This is a genomic window from Streptomyces silaceus, from assembly GCF_001419745.1.
GTDB lineage: Bacteria > Actinomycetota > Actinomycetes > Streptomycetales > Streptomycetaceae > Streptomyces > Streptomyces silaceus.
In genome coordinates, this window is record NZ_LIRJ01000034.1 from 119,670 (window position 1) to 145,097 (window position 25,428).

Below are 25,428 nucleotides of genomic sequence, written 5' to 3' on the forward strand. Positions count from 1 at the left end.
CGTACGACGGGCGCGGCAGCCGGCCGAACCGGCCGGGCGAGCCGCTACTCCTGCTTCTTGCGGCGCGTACCGAAGACGATCTCGTCCCAGCTGGGCACCGCGGCGCGGCGCCCGGGGCGGACGCCGTCGGCCTCGGCCTGGCGGTCCGTGGAGCCGACGAGCCGGTCACGGTGGCTGGCCACCGAGCGCGGCATGAGCACGTCCGCGTACGCCGCGCCGGCGCCGGCCGACGCCGCGGGCGGCTCCTCGGCCTCCGGTTCCTGCTCCGGCTCGTCCGGAACGGCCTGCGGCAGCTCCGTGGTGGGCGCGGTCGTGGGGCGCTCGGGCACGACCATGTCGCCGCGGAAGCTCGGCACCGCCTCCAGGAGGCTGGTCAGCGAGTCGCGCTCCTGCTCGGCGACCGCGGTGCCCGCGCCGGTGCCCTCCTCGGGTGGATCGACGGGGGCCGCGGGGATGCTCGGGCGGTCCAGCTGACGGTCCAGGGCGCGGTCGAGCGGCCGGTCCAGCGGGCGGTCCCGGGGCAGCCGGGCGATGCGCGGCACGAACGGGAAGCTCGGCTCGGGCGCGGCGATGTCGTCCGTCTCGCCGATCAGCGAACGAGCCTCGTCGTCCACGGCCTGGACGAGCCGCCGGGGCGGGTCGTACGTCCAGCTCGCGGCGTGGGGCTCGGTCGCGACGCGGTAGACGAGCAGGACCTCCCAGGTGCCGTCGTCACGGCGCCAGGAGTCCCACTGCACGCTGTCCTTGTCGGCGCCGCGCAGCAGCAGCCGCTCCTGGACGGCCTCGCCCAGCTGGGGTCCGGTGTTCTCGCCGGGACGGCGCACGGGGGTCTTCCTGGCCCGCTCCGCCATGAAGGCGCGCTCGGCGAGCACGGGGCCCTCGAAGCGGCGGACGCGATCGACGGGGATGCCGGCGAGCTGGGCCACTTCTTCCGCGCTGGCACCGGCACGTATCCGTGCCTGGATGTCGCGCGGCCGGAGGTGGCTCTCCACCTCGATCTCGATCTGGCCGAGTCGGGGCCGGTCGCCGCGGACGGCCGCACGCAGCCGCTCGTCGATCGGAAGCGTGTACTCCGTGCTGTCCGCAGCCTTCAGCACCAGCCGTGTGCCGTCGTTGCTGACGGCCACGACACGCAGTTCGGGCATGGGGACCTCCCGGGTGGTGCCTGCCGACGTCACGTGCGTCGCTGCTTCCGCTAGTCGAGTGTGGCCTGCCCGGGTGCAGCCTGCCACAACCTTGCCGAGTTGCCCGGCGTGTCGGGCAGGGGCCCTGGAGCGCCGTTATGGCACGGTTACCTGTTCGCAACTCTAAGTGACGACCTTCGTCACTCTGTGCAATGAGCCCCCCACCCGGCGGTCCTTGGAGGCCCCGGGCACCCTGGCGGGAGACCGGACCCAGGGCTCGCAACAGTACTCCATTCGGGCCACGCGGGTGGACCGCCGCGCCGCCGAAGTTCGCTCCGGAAATGGGAGTTGATGCCCGCCCCTGCCCCGCTCGCCCCGCGCGCGGGTGGCGCACTTCACGGAAACACCAGAAACGGAACTAATCGCTTCGCCCGTACGTCCCCTCTCGTGAACTCGGTCGCGAAAGGCAGGCAAGGGTAGGAGATGCGTGAAAAGCCGGATTCCGGCAAGGAGTCGAAGGACCAGGAACCGAAGAACCAGGGGGAGCCGGAGGAGAAGCGGCGCCTCGACCTGAGTGTGCCGCAGGTGGCGGGAAGCGCCATCGCCGCGGTCGTGGCGGCGAAGCTCGCCTCGAACCTCGGTGTCTACGGGACGATCCTCGGCGCCGGCGTCGTCAGCGCGATCGCGACCTGCGGCGGCACGATCTTCCAGCACTTCTTCAAGCGCACGGGTGAGCAGATACGTGACGTCACGGTGCAGGCCAAGCCGAAGGCGCGCCAGGTTCCGGTGACGGCCGCGACACAGGTCCCCGAGACGTTCCGGGCCACCGCCCACATGGGCGCGGTGTCCGCCACCGGGCCCGTGACCACGACGTGGGGAAGGCCACAGGCCGCCGAGGCCGACGAGACCACGGTCCTGCCGACGACGGGTGACGCGGACCCCACCACGGTGCTGCCCTCGACGGCGGCGGACGCCACCACCGTCCTCCCCTCGGTCCCCGTCGACCCCGACGCCGAGCGCACCCAACTCCTCGGAGCGGTCGACGCCACCCGGGCGCTGCCGCGCGACGACGCCACGCGCGTGCTCCGCGCGGGCGCCCCGGTCCCCGCCCCGACGGCGCCAGCCGAACCGCCGCTCCCGTCGGACGAGTTCACCGAGGCCACCATGCACCGCGCGGAGATCCGCAGCTGGAAGCGGCCGTTGATCGCCGCGGCCGTCGTCTTCGGTGTCTCCATGGCCGGCATCACCACGTACGAACTGGTCTCCGACAAGAGCTTCAGCGGCGACGACAAGAGCACCACCATCACGGACTTCTTCAAGAGGAACAACACGTCTCCGGAGGAGCCGTCGAATCCGCCGGCCGACCCCTCCGAGCAGCCGTCGGACAACGGCACGTCGGGCACGGGCGACGGAACCGGCACGGACGGCGGGGCCACGCAGGACCCGAACGGGACCGGTGGGCAGACGCCCGACAAGGACAACGGCACGGGATCCGGCTCCAAGGAGGACCCGGACGAGGGCACCGGCACGGACCCCGACAAGGACAAGGACACCGGCTCCGGGGACGACGGCGGCAAGACCGACCCGACGCCCACGCCGACCCCGACGCCCACTCCGTCGAGCGGCACCGGAACCGGCACGGGCGACGACGCCCGGCAGGGCGAGACCCCCGCGTCCTGACCGGCCTCCGGCGGGATCAGTCGCCGAGGACGCGCCGCAGGTAGTCGTTGGCGAACACGCGGTCCGGGTCGAGGCGGTCGCGCAGGGCGGTGAACTCGCCGAAGCGGGGGTACGCCTTGGAGAAGTACTCCGCGTCGCGCGTGTGCACCTTGCCCCAGTGCGGCCGTCCCTCGTGCGCGGTGAAGATCCGCTCGGCGGCCGTGAAGTACGCCTGGTAGGGCGTGCCCTTGTACATGTGGACGGCGATGTACGCGCTCTCCCGGCCCGAGGCCGTGGAGAGCGCGATGTCGTCCGCGGGGGCCGTGCGGACCTCCACGGGGAAGCTGATCCGCAGCCGCGAGCGGTCCACCATCGCTTTCAGCTCGCGCAGGGTCGCCACGAGCGCCTCGCGCGGAACGGCGTACTCCATCTCGATGAACCGGACGCGGCGCGGGCTGGTGAAGACCTTGTACGGGATGTCCGTGTACGTACGGGCGGAGAGCGCCTTGCTGGAGATCTTGGCGATGCCCGGGATGGTCGCGGGCACGGCGCGGCCGACGGAGTTGACCACCTGGAAGAGGCCATTGGAGAGCAGCTCGTCCTCCACGAAGGCGGAGATCCGGCCGGGCGGGGCCGCCGGTCCGGCGCTGCGGTTGTTGCGCTTGGTGTTGCAGTTGCCGGTGTGCGGGAACCAGTAGAACTCGAAGTGCTCGTTCTCGGTGAAGAGCGCGTCGAACTCGTCGGTGACCCTGTCGAAGGTCATCGGCTCCTCGCGGGCCGTGAGGTAGAAGATCGGCTCGACCGCGAAGGTGATCGCGGTGAGGACGCCGAGCGCCCCGAGCCCGATGCGGGCGGCGGCGAAGACGTCGGTGTTCTCCTCGGCGGAGCAGGTCAGGACCGTGCCGTCCGCGGTGACCAGTTCGAGTTCCTTGATCTGGGCGGCGATCGAGGCCGAGTCGCGGCCGGTGCCGTGCGTGCCGGTGCTCACCGCCCCGGAGACGGTCTGCTCCATGATGTCGCCCATGTTCGTGAGGGACAGACCCTCGCGGGCGAGCGCCGCGTTCAGCCGCTTGAGCGGGGTGCCGGCCTCCACGGTGACGGTGCCCGCCGCGCGGTCGATCCGGCGGATGCCGGTGAGCAGGTCGGGGCGTATGAGCAACCCGTCGGTCGCGGCGGTCGCCGTGAAGGAGTGGCCCGTGCCGACGGGCTTGGCCCGCAGGCCGTCGGCCTTGGCCTGCCGCAGCGCGGCGGCCAGCTCGTCGACGGACGCGGGGGTGACCTCCCTGGCCGGACGCGCGGTGACGTTGCCCGCCCAGTTACGCCACGCCGCTGTGCTCTTCCCGCTGCCCGTGCCCGTTCCCGTGCTCATGGGTCCCTCCCCGTTGCGGAACCGGCCGCTTCAGCCGGCGATACCCCAGGAACCCGACCGCGACCGCGACGGCACCGGAGATCCCCGGCACCCCGTACCCGGCGTCCGAGCCCGCGGCGTCGATGACCCAGCCGGCCGCGGAGGAGCCGAGCGCGACGCCGACCGCGAGGCCGGTGCTCACCCAGGTCATGCCCTCGGTCAGTTTCGCGCGTGGTACGTGCTGCTCGACGAGGGCCATCGTCGTGATCATTGTCGGTGCGATGGAGAGGCCCGCGACGAACAACGCCACGGCCAGAAACGGAAGGTTCCCGACCAGTTGAAGCGGGATCATACTCACGGCCATCGCACAGACACCCAGCAGCCATCGCGGGGCCGGTGCTCCCTTGAAGTGCAGCAGACCGAAGACCGCCCCGGCCAGGCAGGAACCGAGCGCGTAGACCGCGAGGACAAGGCTCGCCATGGACTTGTGCCCCTGGTCCTCCGCGTACGCCACGGTCACCACGTCGATCGACCCGAAGATCGCGCCGGTCGCGACGAAGGTGGCGACCAGCACCTGCAGGCCGCCCGAGCGCAACGCCGAGCCCCCGGTGTGGTGTTCGCGCGGGTGCGGCACCGGCTCGGTGGCCTTCTGGGCCGTCAGCCAGAAGACGCCCACGGCCAGGAAGGCCCCGGCGAGCAGCGGCCCCGCCTCGGGGAACCACACCGTGGACAGACCGATCGAGATGATCGGCCCGAAGATGAAGCAGACCTCGTCCACCACCGACTCGAACGAGTACGCGGTGTGCAGCTGCGGGGTGTCCCGGTAGAGGACCGCCCAGCGCGCCCTGATCATCGAGCCGACGCTCGGCACGCAGCCGACGAGGGCGGCGAAGACGAACAGCGTCCAGTCGGGCGCCTCGAACTTCGCGCAGAGCAGCAGCCCGGTGACCGCGGCCAGGGACACCAGTGTCGCGGGCCGCAGCACACGGCGCTGGCCGTGCCGGTCCACGAGCCGGGAGATCTGCGGGCCGATCGCGGCGGCGGACAGCGCGACGGTCGCCGACAGGGCGCCCGCGAGGCCGTACCGGCCGGTCAGCTGGGACACCATCGTCACGATGCCGATGCCCATCATCGACAGCGGCATGCGGCCGAGGAACCCGGCGGTCGAGAAGGACTTGGTGCCGGGGGCGGCGAAGATGGCGCGGTAGGGGCTGGGCACGTGGACTCCGCGGAAGCTCCGGCACGGCTCCGTGGGCGGGAGCGGTCCGGGTAAGGCGTAAAGGTGGCCGATACAGCTTACGGCTCGGCGGGAGTGCGCGCACCGGGATTCTTCCGGACGGCGGAGCCTGTTTTCCGGCTGTCAGTGCCGGGTGGCAGGATCGGAGACATGTCCGATGCGCTGGAGTCCACTCCCTACGACGCCCTGCTGTTGCTCTCCTTCGGCGGCCCCGAAGGTCCCGACGACGTGGTCCCGTTCCTGGAGAACGTGACACGGGGGCGCGGCATCCCCACGGAGCGGCTCAAGGAGGTGGGGCAGCACTACTTCCTGTTCGGCGGGGTCAGCCCGATCAACGACCAGAACCGCGCCCTGCTCGACGCCCTGCGCAAGGACTTCGCGGACCACGGCCTGGACCTGCCGGTCTACTGGGGCAACCGCAACTGGGCGCCGTACCTGACCGACACCCTGCGCGAGATGGTCACCGACGGCCACCGCCGCATCCTCGTCCTCGCCACCAGCGCGTACGCCTCGTACTCGGGCTGCCGCCAGTACCGCGAGAACCTCGCGGACTCCCTGGCCGTCCTGGAGGCCGAGGGTCTGGAGCTGCCGAAGATCGACAAGCTCCGGCACTACTTCAACCACCCCGGCTTCGTGCGCCCCATGATCGACGGCGTCCTGAAGTCCCTCGCCGACCTCCCCGAGGACGTGCGGGCGGGCGCCCACCTGGCCTTCACCACGCACTCCATCCCGGACGCCGCGGCGGACACCTCGGGCCCCGTGGAGGACCACGGCGACGGCGGCGCGTACGTGAAGCAGCACCTGGACGTGGCCCGCCTCATCGCCGACGCGGTGCGCGAGGAGACGGGCACCGAGCACCCCTGGCAGCTCGTCTACCAGTCGCGCAGCGGCGCGCCGCACATCCCGTGGCTGGAGCCCGACATCTGCGACCACCTGGAGGAGCGGCACGGCGCGGGCGCGCCCGCGGTGGTCATGGTCCCCATCGGCTTCGTCTCGGACCACATGGAGGTCCTGTACGACCTCGACACCGAGGCCGAGGCCAAGGCGGCGGAGCTCGGGCTTCCGGTGCGCCGCTCGGCGACCGTCGGCGCCGACCCGCGGTTCGCCGCGGCGATCAGGGAGCTGGTCCTGGAGCGCGCCGCCGCCGAGCGCGGCACGGCCGTCACGCCCTGCGTCCTGGGCTCCCTCGGCGCGAGCCACGACCTGTGCCCGGTGGGCTGCTGTCCCGCCCGCGCCCCCAAGCCCGCGGCCGCCGGCGCCGACAGCCCGTACGCGTAAGGACGTTGACGTGACCGACCTCAAGGCAGAGCTCCTCGACGTGGCCCTGGAGGCCGCGCACCGCGCCGGAACCTTCCTGCGTGACGGCCGCCCCGACGACCTCGGCGTGGCCGCCACCAAGTCCAGCGCCGTCGACGTCGTCACCGAGATGGACATCGCCTCCGAGAAGCTGATCACCGGCTTCCTCGCCGAGCGCAGGTCCCAGGACGGCGTGCTCGGCGAGGAGGGTGCGAGCTCCGAGGGCAGCAGCGGCGTGCAGTGGGTGATCGACCCGGTCGACGGAACGGTCAACTATCTGTACGGGCGCCCCGACTGGTCCGTCTCCATCGCCGCCCGCAAGGATGGCGAGACGCTTGTCGGCGTCGTCCACGCCCCGATGCGCGGGGAGACGTACCGCGCGGTCCTCGGGGAGGGCGCCTTCGTCGACGACAAGCCCGCGCGCGTGCGCCCCGCCCCGCCCTTCGAGCAGGCCCTCATCGGCACCGGCTTCGGGTACGTCGCCGAGCGGCGCGCCCAGCAGGCCGAGGTCGCCCGCCTGCTGATCCCGAAGGTGCGGGACATCCGGCGCGCCGGATCGGCCGCGATCGACCTGTGCGACGTCGCGACGGGCCGCCTCGACGCGTACTACGAGCGGGGGCTCAACCCCTGGGACTTCGCGGCCGGTGAGCTCGTCGCGCGGGAGGCGGGCGCGCTGACCGGTGGACGCCCCGGAGAAGCCCTCTCGGGCGAGCTGGCGGTCGCCGCCCCGCCCGGCCTCTTCGAGACGCTCCAGGGCCTCCTGGAGGACCTCGGCGCCTGGCACGACTGACCCCCGGTCCAACCCGTTGGGGATCCCCCAGGGCCAACCCGGCGGACACCCTCCGCGCACACGCAAGGGCCCCGGCACCTCGTCCCAGGTGCCGGGGCCCTTGCGGGTCTGTGTCCGGGCGTCGCTCAGGCGTGCAGCGCGCCCACCTCTACTCCGTGCTCGGCGGCCAGACGGTGCAGATCCTCCAGCTCCGCCTGCTCGACCTCGGCAAGGAAGTCGTCTCCCGTCTCACGGGCCTTCGTGAGGTCGGACTCCGTGGCCTTTATGCGCTGCAGGAGACCTGCGGTGAATGCGTCCATGGTTGCGCCCCCTCGGCTGGGTCGTGGGTCGATGGCACGGGGGTGTGCCCTCAAGAAGGGGCGATCACGTCCCAGCCGCTCCATCCGACTCCGTGGAGCGGAGCGCCCCCACCGGGACGGTGGCCGGGCGACGGGTGGGCGGTTCGTGGCGTGCCACATACATAGCGTGATCGCGGGTGTAAGGCCGTCCTCCCCTCGCTCCCTTACGGAGAAACCTCAACCGCCGGAGAAAATCCCGCATTCCCGTGGCCCCGAGCCGGTGGGAGGGCGCCTTACAGCCGGTTTATGGCCGAAAGGGGCAGGATGGAGGCCTACCCCAAGACAAACCTGCCCGCAGGGGCACAGAGGAAGGACAGCGACGTGCGCGTACTCGTCGTCGAGGACGAGCAGCTGCTCGCCGATGCGGTGGCCACCGGACTGCGCCGGGAGGCCATGGCCGTCGACGTCGTGTACGACGGAGCGGCCGCCCTGGAGCGCATCGGCGTCAACGACTACGACGTCGTGGTGCTCGACCGTGACCTCCCGCTCGTCCACGGCGACGACGTCTGCCGCAAGATCGTCGAGCTCGGCATGCCGACCCGCGTCCTGATGCTCACCGCGTCGGGCGACGTCAGCGACCGCGTCGAGGGCCTGGAGATCGGCGCCGACGACTATCTCCCCAAGCCCTTCGCGTTCAGCGAGCTCACGGCACGCGTGCGTGCCCTCGGCCGGCGCACCAGCGTGCCGCTGCCGCCCGTCCTGGAGCGCGCCGGCATCAAGCTCGACCCCAACCGCCGCGAGGTCTTCCGCGACGGCAAGGAGATCCAGCTGGCCCCCAAGGAGTTCGCCGTCCTCGAAGTGCTGCTGCGCAGCGAGGGCGCCGTCGTCTCCGCGGAGCAGCTCCTGGAGAAGGCCTGGGACGAGAACACGGACCCGTTCACGAACGTCGTCCGGGTGACCGTCATGACCCTGCGCCGCAAGCTCGGCGAGCCCGCCGTCATCGTGACGGTGCCGGGCTCCGGCTACCGGATCTGATCCCCGGTGGCCGCGACCCCGGCGCCACCGGCGGCGCCCCCGAAGCCGACGTGGGACCCGAGAAAGGCGGAGCCGCCCCCCTGGCTGCGCCCCACGATCCGGATACGCCTCACCCTGCTCTACGGCGGCATGTTCCTGATCGCGGGCATCCTGCTGCTCTCGATCATCTACCTGCTCGCCGCGCAGGCGCTGAACGTGGGCAGCGAGCTGCCCTTCAAGATCGTCTCCGGTCAAGTGGCCAGTGACTCGTGCAACTTCCCGCAGAGCCCGTCCGCGGGCGAGCTGAACGACGCCATGAACGCCTGTGTGAACACCCAGCGCCAGCACGCGCTGGACAACCTCCTCAGCCGTTCGCTGCTCGCCCTGCTCGGACTCGCCGTGATCGCGTTCGCCTTCGGGTACGCGATGGCGGGCCGCGTCCTGTCGCCGCTCGGCCGCATCACGCGCACCGCCCGCAGGGTGGCCGGCACGGACCTGACCCGGCGCATCGAGCTGGACGGCCCGGACGACGAGCTGAAGGAGCTCTCGGACACCTTCGACGAGATGCTGGACCGCCTGGAGCGCGCCTTCACCGCCCAGCAGCGCTTCGTCGGCAACGCCTCGCACGAGCTGCGCACGCCGCTGGCGATCAACCGCACGCTCCTGGAGGTGCAGCTCTCCGACCCCGGGGCGCCGCCCGAGCTCCAGCAGCTCGGCAAGACGCTGCTGGCCACCAACGAGCGCAGCGAGCAGCTCGTGGAGGGCCTGCTGCTGCTCGCCCGCAGCGACAACCAGATCGTGGAGCGGAAACCGGTCGATCTCGCCGAGGTCGCCAACCGTGCCGTCGACCAGGTCCACGCCGAGGCTCAGGCCAAGGGCGTGGAGATCCGCGGGGAGCGCGGTCTGGCCGTCGTCCAGGGCAACGGCGTGCTCCTGGAGCGGATCGCCCTGAACCTCGTCCAGAACGCCGTCAGGTACAACGTGCCTGACGAGGGCTGGGTCGAGGTCACCACGGAGGCCCAGCACGGCCAGGCGGTCCTGGTCGTGTCGAACACGGGACCGGTGGTTCCCGCGTACGAGATCGACAACCTCTTCGAGCCGTTCAGGCGCCTGCGGACGGAGCGCACGGGCAGCGACAAGGGGGTCGGTCTCGGCCTGTCGATCGCCCGGTCGGTGGCGCGGGCCCACGGGGGCCGTATCATCGCGGAGCCGCGAGAGGGGGGCGGTCTCGTGATGCGTGTCACCCTGCCCCTCTGAGATGCTGTCGCGGACCCGCCGACGTGTTCGCTTTGCGCGGAATTTTCGGGGCTCCACTCCGGGGAATCCGTGTGCGATCGATCACATGGGCGATTTTTCGGCCATCTACTCTCTGTGATCGTGAAAGTCGCCGGAAAGCCGGGAAAATCCGGGTTTTCGGGGGTCTTGATCACGGGAAGTACACGGGGTGACGCCCGTGAAGTGCGACATTCGGACCGTGTACGGTCCCGATCGCCATCCAAGCCGATCACCTCTTCAGGGGTGCGGTTGGGTGTCGATTGAGTAACAGACCTTGATGTGAGGCAAAATCTCCGCCTCGGGTCGGGCACAAGTCCGGCCTCTCACGCGTTACGTGCGCTGGAGACACCGCAGACACCCAGAGGGGGAGAGCGACATGGCAACGGACTACGACACCCCACGCAAGACCGACGATGACGTCAACGAGGACAGCATCGAGGAACTCAAGGCCCGGCGGAACGACAAGTCGACCTCGTCGGTCGACGTCGACGAGTTCGAGGCCGCAGAGGGCCTGGAGCTGCCCGGTGCCGACCTGTCGAACGAGGAGCTCGCCGTGCGCGTGCTCCCCAAGCAGCAGGACGAGTTCACCTGCATGAGCTGCTTCCTGGTCCATCACCGCAGCCAGCTGGCCCGTGAGAAGAACGGCCAGCCGATCTGCCGCGACTGCGACTGAGGCGGGGTCGGCCTTGACTGGCTCGACCCCGTCCAGGAAGCGCCGCTTCCGCATGCGCGGAGCGGACGAGGCCGGCGCCTCCGGCGCCGGCGTGCATGACGACGAGCGAGGCTCTTCCCCCGACGGAGCAGCCTCGCTCGAACCGGCACGCGCCCTTGAGGTGGTGCCGGACGCGACGGCGGCCGACGAGGCGCCCAGGACCGCCCGGAAGGCCGGGAGGACCGGTTCCAGGGGCAGCCGCGTTGCCGCCGTCACGGACGGAGTGAAGGAAGGCGTGCGCAAGAGCGGGCGCGGCGCCAAGGCCGGCATCGGCTATCTCGCCGACCGGCTCATCGAGAACGCTCCGCGGATCCCCGTCCGCGATCTCGCGACCCTCCGCAAGCAGTTCCCGGGCCTCGGCCCCGAGCAGCTCGCGGACAAACTCGTCGCGGGCGCCGCCAACGCCTCGTCCACCGTGGGCGCGGGAGTGGGGGCCGCCGCGATGCTGCCGGTGCCGCCCGCGATGCCCGCCGAGCTCGCCGCGGAGATCACCGGCGTCGCCGCCATCGAGCTGAAGCTGATCGCCGAGCTCCACGAGGTCTACGGCCGGCGGCCCGAGGGCAATCTCAAGCAGCGCAGCACGGCCTATCTGACCTCCTGGTCGGAGGAGCGCGGCGTGGAGGCCACGAGGCCGTCGACGCTGAACGCGGCCCTCGGCGGCCAGGTGAAGCGGGAGCTGCGCCAGCAGATCATGAAGCGCATGGTCCGCAACCTGCCGAACCTTCTGCCGTTCATGGTCGGAGCGGCCGTGGGGGCGGTCATGAACCGCCGGGACACCAAGAAGCTCGCCGCGCGGATCCGCGCGGACCTGCGGGCCCGCCAGGTGCCCTGGGAGGCCCTGTCCGGGCTGCCGGCACTGGAGGCCCCCGCCGACCCCCTGCGGATCGAGGAGCCGCCCTCCGGGCTCGACCGCTGGGCCCAGTAGGACCACCCCGCGCGGGGCGCCTCCCGCGCGTCTTACGCGGCGCTCTCGCGCACGGCCTCCAGGGCCTCTGCCAGCGCCTCGGGGTTCCTCGTCGAGACGTACGCGTACGGAGTGGGATCCGCCGGGTCCGTGATGGGGATGCGCAGGGCCGTGGGGACGTAGGCGCGCAGCAGCATGAAGGCGCGCGGGTCGGCCTTGTACGTGCGCCAGGCGCGCGTCTCCTCGCCCCTCAGGATCTCCGCCTCGCCCAGGGCGGACACCGGGATCTTCGCGTCTCCCGCGACCAGCGAGCCCGCCACCACGCGGATCCGCACCGAGCCGTACGCGCTGGTGACGACCGCCGCCACGGCCGTCCCGCCGACCAGTCCGCCGAGGAGCGGGAGCGTGCCGAACGGCAGCATGGTCAGGGCCATCGCGACACCCACCAGGACCGAGGTGAGCCACCACGAACGGGGCGCGGTCAGGCGTTCTTCGTAAGGCTGCATGGAACCAAGCTTGGCACGGTGCGGTTGCCGCGCTGACGCGGAGGTAAGGTCTGCGCCTGTGAGTGGTACATCTGCAGCTCTGACGCCCCCGGCCGACGCCATACCGCCCGTCCGGCACCCCGACGCGCCCGCCCCCGGTGAGCTCATCGGCGCCCACTACGAACACTGTTTCGGCTGTGGCGAAGGACAGGCGCACGGACTGCACCTCGCGGCGCGCGCCGGGGACGGCGTGTGCATCACCGCCGAGTTCACCGTGCGCGAGGCGCACCAGGGCGCCCCGGGCCTCGCCCACGGCGGGGTCCTCGCCACCGCGCTCGACGAGACGCTCGGCTCGCTGAACTGGCTGCTGCGCGTGATCGCCGTGACCGGGCGCCTGGAGACCGACTTCGTGCGGCCCGTGCCGCTGGGGACCGTGCTGTTCCTGGAGGCCGAGGTCACCGCCGTCGCCGGGCGGAAGATCTACTCGCGCGCCACCGGGCGCATCGGCGGCCCCGACGGGCCCGTCGCGGTCCGCGCCGACGCCCTCTTCATCGAGGTGAAGGTCGACCACTTCATCGACAACGGCCGCCAGGAAGAGATCCAGGCGGCCATGAACGACCCGGACCAGATCCGGCGCGCCCGCGCCTTCGAGGTGAACCCGTGACGTCCCGTGACCCCCTGAACGTGCTGATCCGGCGCGTCGACCCCGATGTGCCGCTGCCGGAGTACGCGCAGCCCGGTGACGCGGGGGCCGATCTGCGGACCACCGAGTCCCGCGAACTCGCGCCCGGCGAGCGGGCGGTGCTGCCCACCGGGGTGTCCATCGCGCTCCCGGAGGGGTACGCGGCCTTCGTGCACCCGAGATCCGGGCTCGCCGCACGCTGCGGTGTCGCTCTGGTGAATGCCCCGGGGACGGTGGATGCCGGGTACCGTGGGGAGATCAAGGTGATCGTGGTGAATCTCGACCCGCGCGAGACCGTGCGGTTCGAGCGCTTCGACCGGATTGCCCAACTGGTCGTCCAGCAGGTCGAGAAGGTTCGCTTCCAGGAGGTGGCGGAGCTTCCCGCATCGGCGCGGGCCGAGGGGGGCTTCGGGTCCACCGGCGGCCATGCCGCCGTGGGCGTCGGCTCGGGCATGGGCCCGGGCGAACAAACGGGTGGGAATCGATACGCATCGGTCGTATCCGACCGGGAAGGACAGTGACGTGTTCGGACGTCGCAAGAAGGACAGTGCCGCCGAGGACGCGGCGGGCGCGGACGAGCAGGTCGTCGACGGCGTGGACAGCGATGACTCCGCTGGCGCCGGCGTCGCGCGCTCGCGCGTGAGGCTCGAGCCCGAGCCCCGTCCCGACGGTCCCTGGGACGCCTCCGAGGTCCGTGAGCCCGGCGAGGGCCGCGTGGACCTCGGCGGACTCTTCGTGCCCGGGGTCGAGGGCATGGAGCTGCGCGTGGAGGTCGCGGGCGACGCGATCGTCGCCGCCACCGTGGTGCTGCAGGACAGCGCCATCCAGCTGCAGGGCTTCGCCGCCCCCAAGAAGGAGGGCATCTGGGGCGAGGTCCGCGAGGAGATCGCCACGGGCATCACCCAGCAGGGCGGCGTCATCGACGAGGTCGAGGGTCCCCTCGGCTGGGAGCTGCGCGCCCAGGTGCCGGTGCAGCTGCCGGACGGCACGGGCGGTGTGCAGGTCGTGCGCTTCATCGGCGTCGACGGCCCCCGCTGGTTCCTGCGCGGTGTCATCTCCGGGCAGGGCGCCGTGCAGCCGCAGGCCGCGGGCCTGCTGGAGCAGATCTTCCGGGACACCGTCGTCGTGCGCGGCGAGGGCCCGATGGCGCCGCGCGACCCGATCGTCCTGAAGCTGCCGGACGACGCGCAGATGGTTGCCGAGGGCGTCAAGGAGGAGCCGCAGGAGGGCTCGCGCTTCTCCGGCGGCATGGGCCAGCTCCAGCGCGGCCCCGAGATCACCGAGGTGCGCTGACGCTCCACCGCCCCGCCCGGGGCGCGAGCTGACGGTTTCTCAACTGCCGTGTGGCCCGCAGTGGTTCCGCTTCGTCCGGACCATTGCGGGCCACATTCGCGTACGCCCATACTGTGCCGGTCGTACGGGGGGAGACCGGAGCGGTGAGGGGACGGCGCGTGCCCGCGGCGGTGCGGGCGAGTCGGCACCACGGGCTTGTCCTGGGGGCCGCCGGACTCGCCGTGCTGCTCGCCGCCACCGTGCTCGCCGCCCTCGCGACGCTCGCCGAGAAGGCCGTCGAGGGCGGGGTGCAGCGGCGGCTCGCCGCGGACCGCGAGGCCGTCGTCGAGGCCGCGGGCCCCCATCGGGCCGCCGGGGCACGGGAGTTGGACCGCGCCGTCCGTGCCGCCCTGGCCCGCGCCTACGGCGACGTACCCCACCACACCTGGTCGGCGCTGCGCGCGCCCGCCGCCCGCAACACCGAACTCCCCGTCACCGAAGCCGCGGGCCACCCCCGCGAGGACGCCACCGTTTCCGTCGTCGCCCTGGAGGGCGCGGCCCGGCACGCCGCGCTGGAGGCCGGACGCTGGCCGCGCCCCGGCGGCCGGGCCGTCGAGGTCGCCCTGACCGGGGACGCCGCCGCGCGGCTCGCCGTGCGGCCCGGCGACGGGATCACCGTGCGGGGCGCCGGCGAGCGGCTCGTACGGATGAAGGTCGTCGGGCTGTACGCGGCCGGGGAGCGCTCGCCCGCCCTGTGGGCCTCGCTGAGCAGCACGTTCGGGACGCCCGACTCGATCGCGGTCGTCCCGCGCGCGGACCTCGCGGGCCACCGCGCGCTCGCCGGGGACGCGACGGACCTGTGGCTCGGGGTGCCCGACGCGGGCGGGCTGCGGCTCGGCGACATCGAACCGCTCCAGGAGCGCGCCAAGCGGTTCGCGGGCAGCGACGCCGCGCTCTCCGTGAGCCGCGACGCCGGGGCCGACGCCGACCGGCTGACCCTCTCGGCCGGGCTGCGCCGGGCGCTCGACCGGCTCACCACCCCGATCGCCGTGGCCCGTGCCGGGCTCTACGTCCCCGCGACACTGCTGGCCGCCCTCGCCGTGGCCGCCCTCGTCCTCACCGCGCGCCAGCTCGCCGAACACCGGCGCCCCGAGCTGGCGTTGCTGGCCGCGCGCGGCGCGGGCACCCGGCGGATCGCCCTGTCGGCGGCCGCGCAGTGGGCCTGCGTCGCCGTGCCCGCCGGTCTCGCCGCGCCCTACCTCGCGGGCCCGCTGCTCGGCGCGCTCGAAGGGGCCGGGCTCATCGAGGGCGACGTGCCCGCGTCGGCGGCGACCGCCGTGGGCTGGACGGCCGCCCTGGCCGCGCTCGCCGTGCACGGCGTCGCGGTGCTCCTGCCGACGGTACGGACCGTGCGGGACCGGCGGGCGGTGGCCCGGCTCCGGCTGCGGATCGCGCGGTTCGCGGGCGCGCAGCGGTTCGGGGCGGACCTCGCGCTCGCCGCGGTCGCCGTGCTCGGCTGGCTCCAGCTGTGGCAGTACCGCTCGCCGGTGACCGGCGGCAGCGGCGTCGACCCGGTCCTGGTGCTCGCGCCCGTCGCGATGACCGTGGCCGCGGCGCTGCTCGTGCTGCGGCTGCTGCCGTTGCTCGCCCGCGCCGTCGACCCGCTCGCGCGGCGCGGCGCCGGACTCGTCCTGCCGCTCGGCGGCTGGCAGTTCGCCCGCAGGGCGGCCCGGCACGCCGGACCCGCCCTGGTCGTCACCCTCGCCCTCGCCGTCGCCGCGCTCAGCAGCACGGCGCTGGCCGTCCTGGACCGCGGCGACCGCGACCAGGCCGCTTTCCGGGTCGGCGCCGACCTGCGCGTCGAGCCCGGCGACGGGGTGCCGCCCGAGCGCCGGCGCACCGCCTACGAGCGGCTGCCGGGCGCCGAGGCCGTCACCCCCGTGATCACCTCGGACGCGTACGTCGGCCAGGACGCCGTGGCCGTCACGGCGATCAACACCCGGCGCGGACCCGTGCCGTGGCTGCGCGGCGACCTCGCGGACCGGCCCCTCGGCGACCTCGTGGCGCCCCTCGGCCGGCGCGTTCCGGACCATGGGCTTCCGGTCGGTGGGGAGGGCCGGAAGCCGGTGGACGAACTGCCGCTGCGCGTACGGATGACGGCGAGCGGGAGCGGCACGGTCGTGCCGGTGCGGCTCACCGTCTTCTTCGAGGACGGCGACGGACTGACCCACACGAGTTCCGTGGTGATCAAGGAGGGCGGCGCCAGGACCGTACCGCTCGCGGTGGGGGCGCGCGGCGGTGACGTACGCATTCTGCAGATCGACCTGAGCATGGTCGGCGAGCGGACGCGGCGGACGTACCACCTGACCGTCGACCAGGTGCCCGGGCTCACGCGCGCGGCGCGCTGGCACGACCTGCGGACGGAGCCGCCCTCCCGGCTGCGGGCCGGCTGCCCCGGCGCCGGGCGCGAGCGGGAGCGTGCGGGCGGCTGGGAGCGGCCGGACGGCAAGGACGCCCCCGGGCCCGTCCTGTGCGCGGACCGCCCCGGGCGCGGCACGCTCGTCGACGCGGTGCTGCGCGGGCCCGACGGAGACCTGAAGTACCCCACCTGGAGCGTCCGGCTCGGCACCGACCGGACCAAGGGGCGCCCCGCCGCGCCCGCGCTCGCCGACGACGCGCTGCTCGCGTCGGGCGCGGTGCGGGTCGGCGACACCGTGACGGTCCGGCGCAGCACGGGCGGCAGCGCGCGCGTCAGGATCGTCGGGCGGATCGCGGCGGTGCCGGGGCAGCCGCGCGACCGGCCGCGGCTGCTCGCCGACTCCCGCGCGATGGCCGCCCAGTGGACGCTGAGCGGGTCCCTGCCGGGCGCGGAGAGCGCCTGGTGGGTCGACGTACGCGGGACGGACACCGCGCCCGCGACGGCGGCGGTGCGCGAGGACCCGCGACTGGGGCACGCGGTCGATGTGCCGCTGGTCCGGGACGAGCTGGCCGAGGACCCGCTGCGGCGCGGCGCGCGCGGGGCCCTGGTGCTCTGTCTGGTGCTCGCGCCCGCCTTCGCCGTCATCGCGTTCGCCCTGCACACGGTGCTCTCCGCGCGGGCCAGGGAACGGGAGTTCGCGCTGCTGCGGGCGCTCGGCGTGCGGCGCGGCCAGCTCGCCGCGTACCTGTGGACCGAGCAGCTGGCGCTGGCCGGAGCCGCGGCGGTCCTCGGCACGGTGCTGGGCACCGCCCTCGCCGCGCTGATCATGCCCGTGGTGACGGTCGACGCGGACGGGCGGCCGGTCTTCCCCGGCCTCGTCACCGAGGTGCCGTGGGTGCGCGTGACGCTGACCGCCGGGGCGACGGCCGCGGTGATCTGCGCGGTCGTGACGGTGGCCGCGCGGGTCCTGGGGCGCGTGGATCTCGCGCGGGTGCTGCGGGCGGGGGAGGACGGGTGAGCGGGCGCGGCCCCGACGTCAGGCGGAGCGGGCGCGCCGTCGCCCGGACGGGCGAGGCGGTCCGACGGGTGCGGGGGCGTGAACTGCCCCTGGCCGGCGGGCTCGCGCTGCTGATCACCGTGCTCGTGGTGATCGCCGCCGCCGGGCCCCCGCTCGCCGAACGGCTCGCGGCCGAGGCCCTGGGCCGGCGGTTCGCGCAGGAGCAGCGCGCGACGCCCGGCGTGGTCCACAGCGCGCGCTTCGACCCGGAGGAGCCCGCGCCCGGCGAGCGCAGCGACCTCGGGGCCGACCTCGCCCGGTACACGGAGACGATCGAGAACGCCGCCCCGCGCGCCCTGCGCGACGGCCTCGTGCACGACTCCACGCGGATCCAGCTGCCCACGGTGAAGGGCGAGGTGAAGGGCGGCATCGCGCTGTCCCTGGTGTACGCCTCGGACGCGCCGGGGCGTGCCGCGTACGTGGAGGGGCGCGCGCCCCGCGCACGCGAGCGGACCGTCGAGCTCGCCGTGTCCACGCGGACGCGTGACGCCTTGGGGCTGCGGGTCGGACAGCGGATCCCGCTCGGGGACGCCGCGCTGAAGAACGTCGACGTGGTGGGGCGCGTGGTCGGCGTCTACCGGGCCGCGGGGGAGCGCCGCCTGTGGGCCGAGAAACCGCTGCTGGCCCGGCCGTTGCCGGGCGTCGCCGGGGCCGCCCCGGACGTCGCCGCGCTGATCGCGCCGCGCGCCGCCGAGGTGCTGCAGAACCGGTCCGGCGCCGAGCTGACCGTCGACTGGAACATGCGGGTCGTGGCCGGTCCCGAGGTGGCCGGACGCTTCGTGGGCGAGCGCGGCGAGCGGGCGTTCCACCGCGTCATGGCCCGCTACCCGATCGCGGCGGGCGAGGACTTCTGCGGGCGCGGCGGGTTCGGCGGCAAGTGGTGCCTGATCGGCACCCACCCCGCCACGGAGCTGGAGACCTCCACGAAACTGCCGGAGGCCTTCGACGCGTTCGGCGGGCAGTGGCGGCAGGCGGCCGTCGTCATCTCCTTCGCGCAGGCCTCACTGCTCGGCGTGGGCCTCGCCGCCGCCGTGGTGACCGCGCTCCTGGCGGTCCGCCGGCGGCTCGGCGCCGACCGGCTGATACGGGCGCGCGGCGCGTCGGCCGCCGGGGTCGCCCTGGGCCGCGCCGGATGGAGCGCGCCGTCCGGGGCGCTCGGCTACGGCGCGGGCTGCGCACTCGCCGCGGCGCTGCCCGGCGGCTCACCCGCGTACGGCACCGGACTCGCCGTCGCCGTGCTCGCCTGGCTGCTGCTGCCCGCGCTCACCTGGTTCGCCCTGCGGGACCGGGCCGTGCTCAGGGACCGCGAGCCGCGCGGCGCCGGGCGCCGTCTCGTCGTCGAGGCGCTGGTCGTCCTGCTCGCGGCCGGCGGCGTCTCCGCGCTGCGGGCGCGCGGCACCGAGGGCACGGCGGGTCCCGACCCGCTGCTCGCCGCCGTGCCGGTGCTGCTGGGCCTCGCGACCGTCGCCGTGCTCGTGCGGTGCTACCCCTGGCCGGTCCGCGTGGTGGCGCGGTGGGCGGCGCGGGGGCGGGGCGCCGTCGCACTGGTGGCGCTGTCCCGGGCCGCCAAGGAGGCGCCCGCGCGGGGCCTCGCGCTGCTCGTCCTCGTGGTGACGCTGGCGGGTGCCGTCTTCGGAGGGCTCGTCTCCGGGACGCTGGAGGAGGGGCGGCGGGCCGCGGCGGCCTGGCAGGTCGGCGCCGACGCCTCCTTCCTGGGGGCCGGGCGCGACCCCGGCATGGCGGACCGCCTCGCACGCGCGCGTGGCGTGCGGGACACCGTGACGGTGCGGCAGCTGCGGGTCGATCCGGTGAGCGGGACGGACGGGGGACGGTACGGCATCGCCAGCCTGATCGGGGTGGACGGCGCGGAGCTGCGCAAGGCGGCGGGGGATTCGCGTGCCGCCCGCGCGCTGACCGACGCCGGGCTCACCCGGGGCGGCACCGGCCGGGAGATCCGGGTGCTCGCCTCCGAAGGACACGCCGGGGACCTGCTCACGTACACCCGGTACGGCAAGACGATCCGGCTGCGGGTGACGGGGCACCTGCCCCAGTCCGCGGCGCGCGATGCCGCGCTGGGACCGGTGCGCGGCGCCACCGTGGACCGCCAGCGCCTCCTGCTCGCCGACAACCGCGACCTGAAGGCCTTCAAGGCGACGGACTTCGAGGAGACGGCGCTGCTCCTGTACGGGCGGAACCTGGACGCCGAGGCGCTGCGCTCCCTCGTGCCGCGTGCCGCCCCGGGCGCGAACACCGGCGATCTGCGCATCCGCGCCGAGGAGGAGGCCGACGCGGCCGACGACGGCCTGATCGCCGCCGTGACCACCGCGCACACCGCCTGCACCGCGCTCGCCGTGCTCCTCGCGCTGCTCGCCCTCGTCCTCGAACTGCTCCTGTCCGCGCCCGCGCGCGGGCGCACCACCGCCCATCTGCGCACCCTCGGACTCGGCGGACGCGCCGCCTCCGGGCTCCAGCTGCTGCAGCTCCTGCCGATGGTGCTCGCGGCCGTCGCGGGCGGCGTCGCGCTGGGTCTGACGCTGCCTTCGCTGCTCGGACCCGCCCTGGATCTGCGGGAGTTCACCGGCGGGCCCACCGCGCCCGACCGGCACGTCGACGCGCTGTTCACCGCGGCCCTGGGCGCCGGACTCTGCGTCCTGGTCGCCGCGGCGGTGGGCGTCGAGACCTGGCTCGGGCGGCGCCGTGGGCTCGGCGCCGTCCTGCGACTCGGGAGGGCCGATGACTGAACTGGCCGAGCTGGAGGCGCGGGCCCGCGCCGCGGGGCGCCCCGCGGCGGACGAGGGCCTGGTCGTCTGCGACAACCTCGTGCGCGTCTACCGCACCGAGGAGGTCGAGGTGCAGGCGCTGCAGGGGCTCGACCTGGTGGTCACGGAGGGCGAGTGCGTCGCCCTGGTGGGCGCCTCGGGGTCGGGCAAGTCCACGCTCCTGTCGATCCTGTCCGGGCTCGACCTGCCCACCGCGGGCCGCGCGAAGGTCGCGGGACACGACCTGCTCACCATGGGCCGCCGCGAACGGCTCGGCTACCGCAGGCGCACCGTCGGCTTCGTCTGGCAGCAGACCGGGCGCAATCTGCTGCCCTATCTGACCGCGCTGGAGAACGTGGCGCTGCCGATGAAGTACGCGCGCGTGCCGCGCCGTTCGCGCGAGGAGAGGGCCGCCGAGCTGCTGGGCGTGCTCGGCGTCGCGCACTGCCGCGACCGGCGGCCGGCCGAGCTCTCCGGAGGCGAGCAGCAGCGCGTCGCCGTCGCGGTCGCCACCGCCAACTCCCCACGCGTGCTGCTCGCCGACGAGCCCACCGGGGAGCTGGACACGGCCAGCGGCGAGGACGTCTTCGCGGCCTTGCGCCGCGCGAACGAGGAACTCGGCGCGACCGTCCTCGTCGTCACCCACGACACCCTGGTCTCCGAACAGGTCCGGCGCACGGTGCGCATCCGTGACGGCCGCACGTCCACGGAGACGCTCCGCGAACAGGGCGGAGCGGGCGAGGAGTTCACGGTTCTGGACAAGGCGGGGCGGCTGCAGCTGCCGGGGGAGTACGTCGAGCGGTACGGGCTGCGGGGCCGGGTGCGGCTGACGGCGGAGGCGGACCATGTGGGGGTGTGGCCGGATGGGGCGGGGCCCACGGTCGGGGGTCGCCCGAGCGGGGGCTCTGACGTCGGGCTCTGACTTCACGCCTTGACGGAAGGCTGGTCCGTACCTAGGGTCACGGCCCAACGCGCGTGTTCAGAAAGGCACTTGACGTTCACATACAGGAACGGATGGCCCCCCCATGCCGTACGCCTCCACTCCCGCACGCTCCCCGCGCCGCCGCAGACCACGCCACTCCGTAGGCGTGGCCGTCGTCTCCGTAGTGGCCGCCCTGGTCGCCGGATTCATGGCCTGGCCCGGCGCGGAGCAGGCCGACGCCGCGCCCTCGACCGGCGGGAAGAAGGCCGCCGCCGTCTCCTCGATCACCGCGGAGAAGGCCGCCGCCCCTTCCGCCTTCGTCCACCCCGGAGTCACCGTCTCCCGCGGCCAGCTGGACTTCGCCCGCGAGAAGGTCACCGCCGGCGCCCAGCCCTGGAAGTCCGCCTACGGCCAGATGACGGGCAGCACGTACGCCTCCCTGTCCCGCACCCCCAAGCCCCGCGCGGTCGTGGAGTGCGGCTCCTACTCCGACCCCAACCACGGCTGCACGGACGAGCGCGAGGACGCGATAGCGGCGTACACCACCGCCCTCGCCTGGTACATCACGCGCGACGAGCGCTACGCGAAGAAGTCGATCGAGCTGATGGACGCCTGGTCTGCCGTCCTCAAGGACCACACCAACAGCAACGCCCCGCTGCAGACCGGCTGGGCGGGCTCCAGCTGGCCGCGCGCCGCCGAGATCATCAAGCACACGTACACCGGCACCTGGGCGAACTCGGGCCGCTTCGCCACGATGCTGCGCGGCGTCTACCTGCCCGAGATCATCAACGGCTCGAACTCCAACGGGAACTGGGAGCTGTCGATGATGGAGGCCGCCATCGGCATCTCCGTCTTCCTGGAGGACAAGGCGTCGTACGACAAGGCGATGGCGACGTTCCGTACGCGCACCGCCGCGTACGTCTACCTCGCCTCCGACGGCGCGCTGCCGAAGACCGTGCCCAGCCAGCACCTCGACACCCGCGAGAAGATCGTCAAGTACTGGCAGGGGCAGGGCACCTTCACCACCGGTCTCACCCAGGAGACCTGCCGCGACTTCACCCACACCGGGTACGGCCTCTCCGCGATCTCCCACGTCGCCGAGACCAGCCGCATCCAGGGCGAGGACCTCTACGGCACCGACGTCGGCGAGCGGCTGCGCCAGGGCCTCGGCTTCCAGGCCACGTACGAACTGGGCGAGGCGCCGCCCGCCTCGCTCTGCAAGGGCACCGTCCACCGCGGCCTCGGCCCCGTCACCGAGGTCGGCTACAACGCCCTCGCCGGACGCCTCGGCCACGCCATGACCAACACCCGGAAGCTCACCGAACGCAACCGCCCGGCGGGTTCCAACAACCTCTTCGTCGCCTGGGAGACCCTCACGCACGCGGGCAATCCCCGCTGATCCGCACCTTGTCGGGCCGGGCGCCCGCCGACGATACTGGCGCCCGGCCCCCGCGGACCCGGGGGCGCGTACGGGGGGAGCGTCCGGTGACAGAAGGCGTGGTCGTCGTCGAGGACCTGCACCGCACGTACGGCACCGGGGCCGCCGCCGTCCACGCCCTGCGCGGAGTCTCCTTCACCGTCCCGCGCGGCGAGCTCGTCGCCCTGAAGGGCCGCTCCGGATCCGGCAAGACGACCCTGCTCAACCTCGTCGGCGGACTCGACGTCCCCGACCACGGGAAGATCGCCGTGGACGGCGTGGAACTCGCGGGCCTCGGCGAGAACGGCCTGCTCGAGCTGCGCCACGACCGCCTCGGCTTCATCTTCCAGTCCTTCGGCCTCATCCCCATCCTCACCGCCGCGGAGAACGTCGGCGTGCCGCTCCGGCTCAAGAAGGCAGACCCCCGCGAACGGGAGGAGCGCGTCGCCCTCCTCCTGGCCCTCGTCGGCCTCGCGGACCACGCGCGGCAGCGGCCCGGCGAGCTCTCCGGAGGACAGCAGCAGCGCGTCGCCATCGCCCGCGCGCTCGCCAACAGGCCCTCCCTGCTGATCGCGGACGAACCCACCGGGCAGCTCGACGCGGAGACCGGGCTCGCCGTGATGGAACTGCTGCGCGCCGTGGTCCGCGGCGAGGGCGTCACCGCCCTCGTCGCCACCCACGACACCACGCTCCTCGACCTCGCCGACCGGGTCCTCGAACTGCGCGACGGCGAGATCGCCGAGCACTGAGCCGCCCGCCCCCCAAGCGCGCCAGGGGCGTGCCCCGGCGCGCATCAGGGTTCTGTCAAGGACGGCACCCCCGCACCCCCTCGTCCCTAATGCCGGAATTGTTGGCCGTAAGGTCGACGCTGCGTACACAGCAGTTTCGGGAAGACAATGGGGCCATGGCACGCGGCAAGCTTCGGATCTACCTCGGTGCGGCACCGGGCGTCGGCAAGACGTACGCGATGCTCTCCGAGGCACACCGCCGCGTCGAGCGCGGCACCGACTGCGTGGTCGCGTTCGTGGAGCACCACGACCGGCCGCGCACCGAGGTGATGCTGCACGGCCTGGAGCAGGTGGTCCGCAAGGAGCTGGAGTACCGCGGCACCACGTTCACGGAGATGGACCTCGACGCGGTCCTGGAGCGTGCCCCCGCCGTCGCCCTCGTCGACGAACTGGCCCACACGAACGTCCCCGGATCGCGCAACGCCAAGCGCTGGCAGGACGTCGAGGAACTCCTCGCCGCCGGCATCGACGTCGTCTCGACGGTCAACATCCAGCACCTGGAGTCCCTCGGCGACGTCGTCGAGTCGATCACCGGAGTGCGCCAGCGCGAGACGGTCCCGGACGAGGTGGTGCGCCGCGCCGACCAGATCGAGCTCGTCGACATGTCGCCCCAGGCGCTGCGCCGCCGCATGGCGCACGGCAACATCTACAAGCCCGACCGCATCGACGCCTCCCTCTCCAACTACTTCAGACCCGGCAACCTCACCGCGTTGCGCGAGCTCGCGCTGCTCTGGGTCGCCGACCGGGTCGACGAGTACCTCCAGCAGTACCGGGGCGAGCACAACATCCGCTCCACCTGGCAGGCCCGCGAACGCATCGTCGTCGGCCTGACCGGCGGCCCCGAGGGCCGCATCCTGCTCCGACGCGCCGCCCGCCTCGCCGAGAAGGGCGCCGGCGGCGAGGTCCTCGCCGTCTACGTCGCCCGCAGCGACGGCCTGACCGCCGCGTCCCCCAAGGAACTCGCGGTCCAGCGCACCCTCGTCGAGGACCTCGGCGGCACCTTCCACCACGTCGTGGGCGACGACATCCCCGCGGCCCTGCTCGACTTCGCGCGCGGCGTGAACGCCACCCAGATCGTCCTCGGCGTCTCGCGGCGCAAGACCTGGCAGTACGTCTTCGGGCCCGGCGTCGGCGCGACGGCGGCCCGCGAGTCGGGGCCCGACCTCGACGTCCACCTCGTCACCCACGGCGAGGTCGCCAAGGGGCGCGGCCTGCCCGTGGCCCGCGGCGCGCGCCTGGGCCGCTCCCGCATCATCGCGGGCTGGCTCGTCGGCGTCGCGGGACCCGCGCTCCTGACGCTGCTGCTCACCCATGTCGACGTCGACCTCGGCCTCGCCAACGACATGCTGCTCTTCCTGACGCTGACGGTGGCCGCCGCGCTGCTCGGCGGGCTGCTCCCGTCCCTGGCGTCGGCGGCCTTCGGCTCGCTGCTCCTCAACTACTTCTTCACGCCGCCGCAGCACCTGTGGACGATCTCCGACAACAAGAACATCGTCGCGATCGCCGTCTTCGTGGGCGTCGCGGTGTCCGTGGCCTCCGTCGTCGACCTCGCGGCCCGCCGCACCCACCAGGCCGCCCGGCTGCGCGCCGAGTCGGAAATACTCTCCTTCCTCGCGGGCAGTGTGCTGCGCGGGGAGACCAGTCTGGACGCGCTCCTGGAGCGGGTGCGGGAGACGTTCGCGATGGATTCGGTGGCGTTGCTGGAGCGGGCGGGGGACACGGCTCCGTGGACGTGTGCGGGCAGTGTCGGGGACGGGCAGGCGTTGAAGCGGCCCGAGGACGCCGATGTCGACATGCCGGTGGGCGACCACATGGCGCTGGCGCTGTCGGGGCGGGTGCTGCCGGCCGAGGACCGGCGGGTGCTTGCCGCGTTCGCGGCGCAGGCGGCGGTGGTCCTGGACCGCCAGCGTCTGCAGTCGGAGGCGGACCAGGCCCGCACGCTGGCCGAGGGCAACCGGATCCGGACCGCCCTGCTGGCCGCGGTCAGCCA

At 73.5% G+C, this 25,428-nt stretch carries 21 protein-coding genes; 16 read left to right on the forward strand and 5 right to left on the reverse strand.

All coding sequences use genetic code 11. The annotated features are described in order from the left end of the window. Nucleotides 1-44: 44 nt before the first annotated feature. Nucleotides 45-1,178, reverse strand: coding sequence for a septation protein SepH (gene sepH / locus AOK22_RS03925; protein WP_079036324.1), 1,134 nt, complete (start codon nt 1,176-1,178; stop codon nt 45-47). 429 nt (nt 1,179-1,607) lie between these two features. On the opposite strand from sepH, the gene AOK22_RS03930 reads away from it, so the two are divergent. Then, nucleotides 1,608-2,804, forward strand: coding sequence for a hypothetical protein (locus AOK22_RS03930; protein ID WP_055697122.1), 1,197 nt, complete (start codon nt 1,608-1,610; stop codon nt 2,802-2,804). Between the two features lie 16 nt (nt 2,805-2,820). Here the strand turns inward: AOK22_RS03930 and AOK22_RS03935 are convergent, their stop codons facing one another. Together AOK22_RS03935 and AOK22_RS03940 are read right to left on the reverse strand one after the other, a co-directional pair. Continuing rightward, nucleotides 2,821-4,152, reverse strand: coding sequence for a D-arabinono-1,4-lactone oxidase (locus AOK22_RS03935; protein WP_055697123.1), 1,332 nt, complete (start codon nt 4,150-4,152; stop codon nt 2,821-2,823). Next, nucleotides 4,100-5,350 carry an MFS transporter gene (locus AOK22_RS03940; protein WP_055697124.1) on the reverse strand — a complete coding sequence of 417 codons (1,251 nt, stop codon included), beginning with the start codon at nt 5,348-5,350 and terminating at the stop codon, nt 4,100-4,102. The genes AOK22_RS03935 and AOK22_RS03940 overlap by 53 nt, the downstream gene beginning before the upstream one ends. Nucleotides 5,351-5,518: 168 nt before the next feature. Between AOK22_RS03940 and AOK22_RS03945 the strand changes: the two genes are divergently transcribed. Together AOK22_RS03945 and AOK22_RS03950 are read left to right on the forward strand one after the other, a co-directional pair. Then, nucleotides 5,519-6,646 (forward strand): ferrochelatase, encoded by a 1,128-nt coding sequence (locus tag AOK22_RS03945; protein ID WP_055697125.1) that lies wholly within the window; start codon nt 5,519-5,521, stop codon nt 6,644-6,646. Nucleotides 6,647-6,656: 10 nt separating this feature from the next. Further along, complete coding sequence (locus AOK22_RS03950; protein ID WP_055697126.1) at nt 6,657-7,454, forward strand: inositol monophosphatase family protein; 798 nt, start codon at nt 6,657-6,659, stop codon at nt 7,452-7,454. A gap of 125 nt (nt 7,455-7,579) precedes the next feature. Here AOK22_RS03950 and AOK22_RS41800 read toward each other — a convergent pair whose 3' ends face one another. After that, a complete protein-coding gene (locus AOK22_RS41800; protein WP_167357823.1) occupies nt 7,580-7,753 on the reverse strand; it encodes a hypothetical protein in 174 nt (57 codons plus the stop codon). Between the two features lie 360 nt (nt 7,754-8,113). Between AOK22_RS41800 and AOK22_RS03955 the strand changes: the two genes are divergently transcribed. The 4 genes from AOK22_RS03955 to AOK22_RS03970 all read left to right on the forward strand — a co-directional run bounded on the left by AOK22_RS03955 (nt 8,114) and on the right by AOK22_RS03970 (nt 11,658). Further along, a complete protein-coding gene (locus AOK22_RS03955) occupies nt 8,114-8,767 on the forward strand; it encodes a response regulator transcription factor (protein WP_055544891.1) in 654 nt (217 codons plus the stop codon). Between the two features lie 6 nt (nt 8,768-8,773). Further along, on the forward strand, nt 8,774-10,003 hold the full coding sequence (locus tag AOK22_RS03960; protein WP_055697127.1) for a sensor histidine kinase: 1,230 nt from the start codon (nt 8,774-8,776) through the stop codon (nt 10,001-10,003). A 394-nt stretch (nt 10,004-10,397) separates the two neighbouring features. Next, the gene (locus AOK22_RS03965; protein WP_030357326.1) at nt 10,398-10,694 is read left to right on the forward strand and encodes a DUF4193 domain-containing protein; all 297 of its coding nucleotides are present in this window, start codon (nt 10,398-10,400) and stop codon (nt 10,692-10,694) included. Between the two features lie 13 nt (nt 10,695-10,707). Then, the gene (locus AOK22_RS03970; protein ID WP_193433172.1) at nt 10,708-11,658 is read left to right on the forward strand and encodes a hypothetical protein; all 951 of its coding nucleotides are present in this window, start codon (nt 10,708-10,710) and stop codon (nt 11,656-11,658) included. 32 nt (nt 11,659-11,690) lie between these two features. Here AOK22_RS03970 and AOK22_RS03975 read toward each other — a convergent pair whose 3' ends face one another. Beyond that, entirely contained in the window at nt 11,691-12,143 is a 453-nt protein-coding gene (locus AOK22_RS03975; protein ID WP_055697129.1) for a DUF3093 domain-containing protein, read from the reverse strand. 58 nt (nt 12,144-12,201) lie between these two features. Here AOK22_RS03975 and AOK22_RS03980 point away from each other — a divergent pair, with 58 nt between their 5' ends. The 9 genes from AOK22_RS03980 to AOK22_RS04020 all read left to right on the forward strand — a co-directional run. Next, nucleotides 12,202-12,786: a PaaI family thioesterase gene (locus AOK22_RS03980; RefSeq protein ID WP_055697130.1), complete on the forward strand. Its 585-nt coding sequence runs from the start codon at nt 12,202-12,204 to the stop codon at nt 12,784-12,786. Next, nucleotides 12,783-13,325, forward strand: coding sequence for a dUTP diphosphatase (gene dut, locus AOK22_RS03985; protein ID WP_055697131.1), 543 nt, complete (start codon nt 12,783-12,785; stop codon nt 13,323-13,325). The genes AOK22_RS03980 and dut overlap by 4 nt, the downstream gene beginning before the upstream one ends. A gap of 1 nt (nt 13,326) precedes the next feature. After that, on the forward strand, nt 13,327-14,097 hold the full coding sequence (locus AOK22_RS03990; protein ID WP_055697132.1) for a DUF3710 domain-containing protein: 771 nt from the start codon (nt 13,327-13,329) through the stop codon (nt 14,095-14,097). A gap of 143 nt (nt 14,098-14,240) precedes the next feature. Beyond that, on the forward strand, nt 14,241-17,513 hold the full coding sequence (locus AOK22_RS03995; RefSeq protein WP_244164687.1) for an ABC transporter permease: 3,273 nt from the start codon (nt 14,241-14,243) through the stop codon (nt 17,511-17,513). Next, nucleotides 17,510-20,293 (forward strand): hypothetical protein, encoded by a 2,784-nt coding sequence (locus tag AOK22_RS41270; RefSeq protein WP_055697133.1) that lies wholly within the window; start codon nt 17,510-17,512, stop codon nt 20,291-20,293. The genes AOK22_RS03995 and AOK22_RS41270 overlap by 4 nt, the downstream gene beginning before the upstream one ends. Next, nucleotides 20,286-21,233: an ABC transporter ATP-binding protein gene (locus tag AOK22_RS04005; protein ID WP_055697134.1), complete on the forward strand. Its 948-nt coding sequence runs from the start codon at nt 20,286-20,288 to the stop codon at nt 21,231-21,233. Before AOK22_RS41270 ends, AOK22_RS04005 begins: the two co-directional genes overlap by 8 nt. 103 nt (nt 21,234-21,336) lie before the next feature. Beyond that, the gene (locus AOK22_RS04010; protein WP_055697135.1) at nt 21,337-22,632 is read left to right on the forward strand and encodes an alginate lyase family protein; all 1,296 of its coding nucleotides are present in this window, start codon (nt 21,337-21,339) and stop codon (nt 22,630-22,632) included. 86 nt (nt 22,633-22,718) lie between these two features. Next, a complete protein-coding gene (locus AOK22_RS04015; RefSeq protein WP_055697136.1) occupies nt 22,719-23,399 on the forward strand; it encodes an ABC transporter ATP-binding protein in 681 nt (226 codons plus the stop codon). Nucleotides 23,400-23,554: 155 nt separating this feature from the next. Continuing rightward, the coding region (locus AOK22_RS04020; protein ID WP_055697137.1) for a sensor histidine kinase at nt 23,555-25,428 on the forward strand (1,874 nt) is incomplete at its 3' end.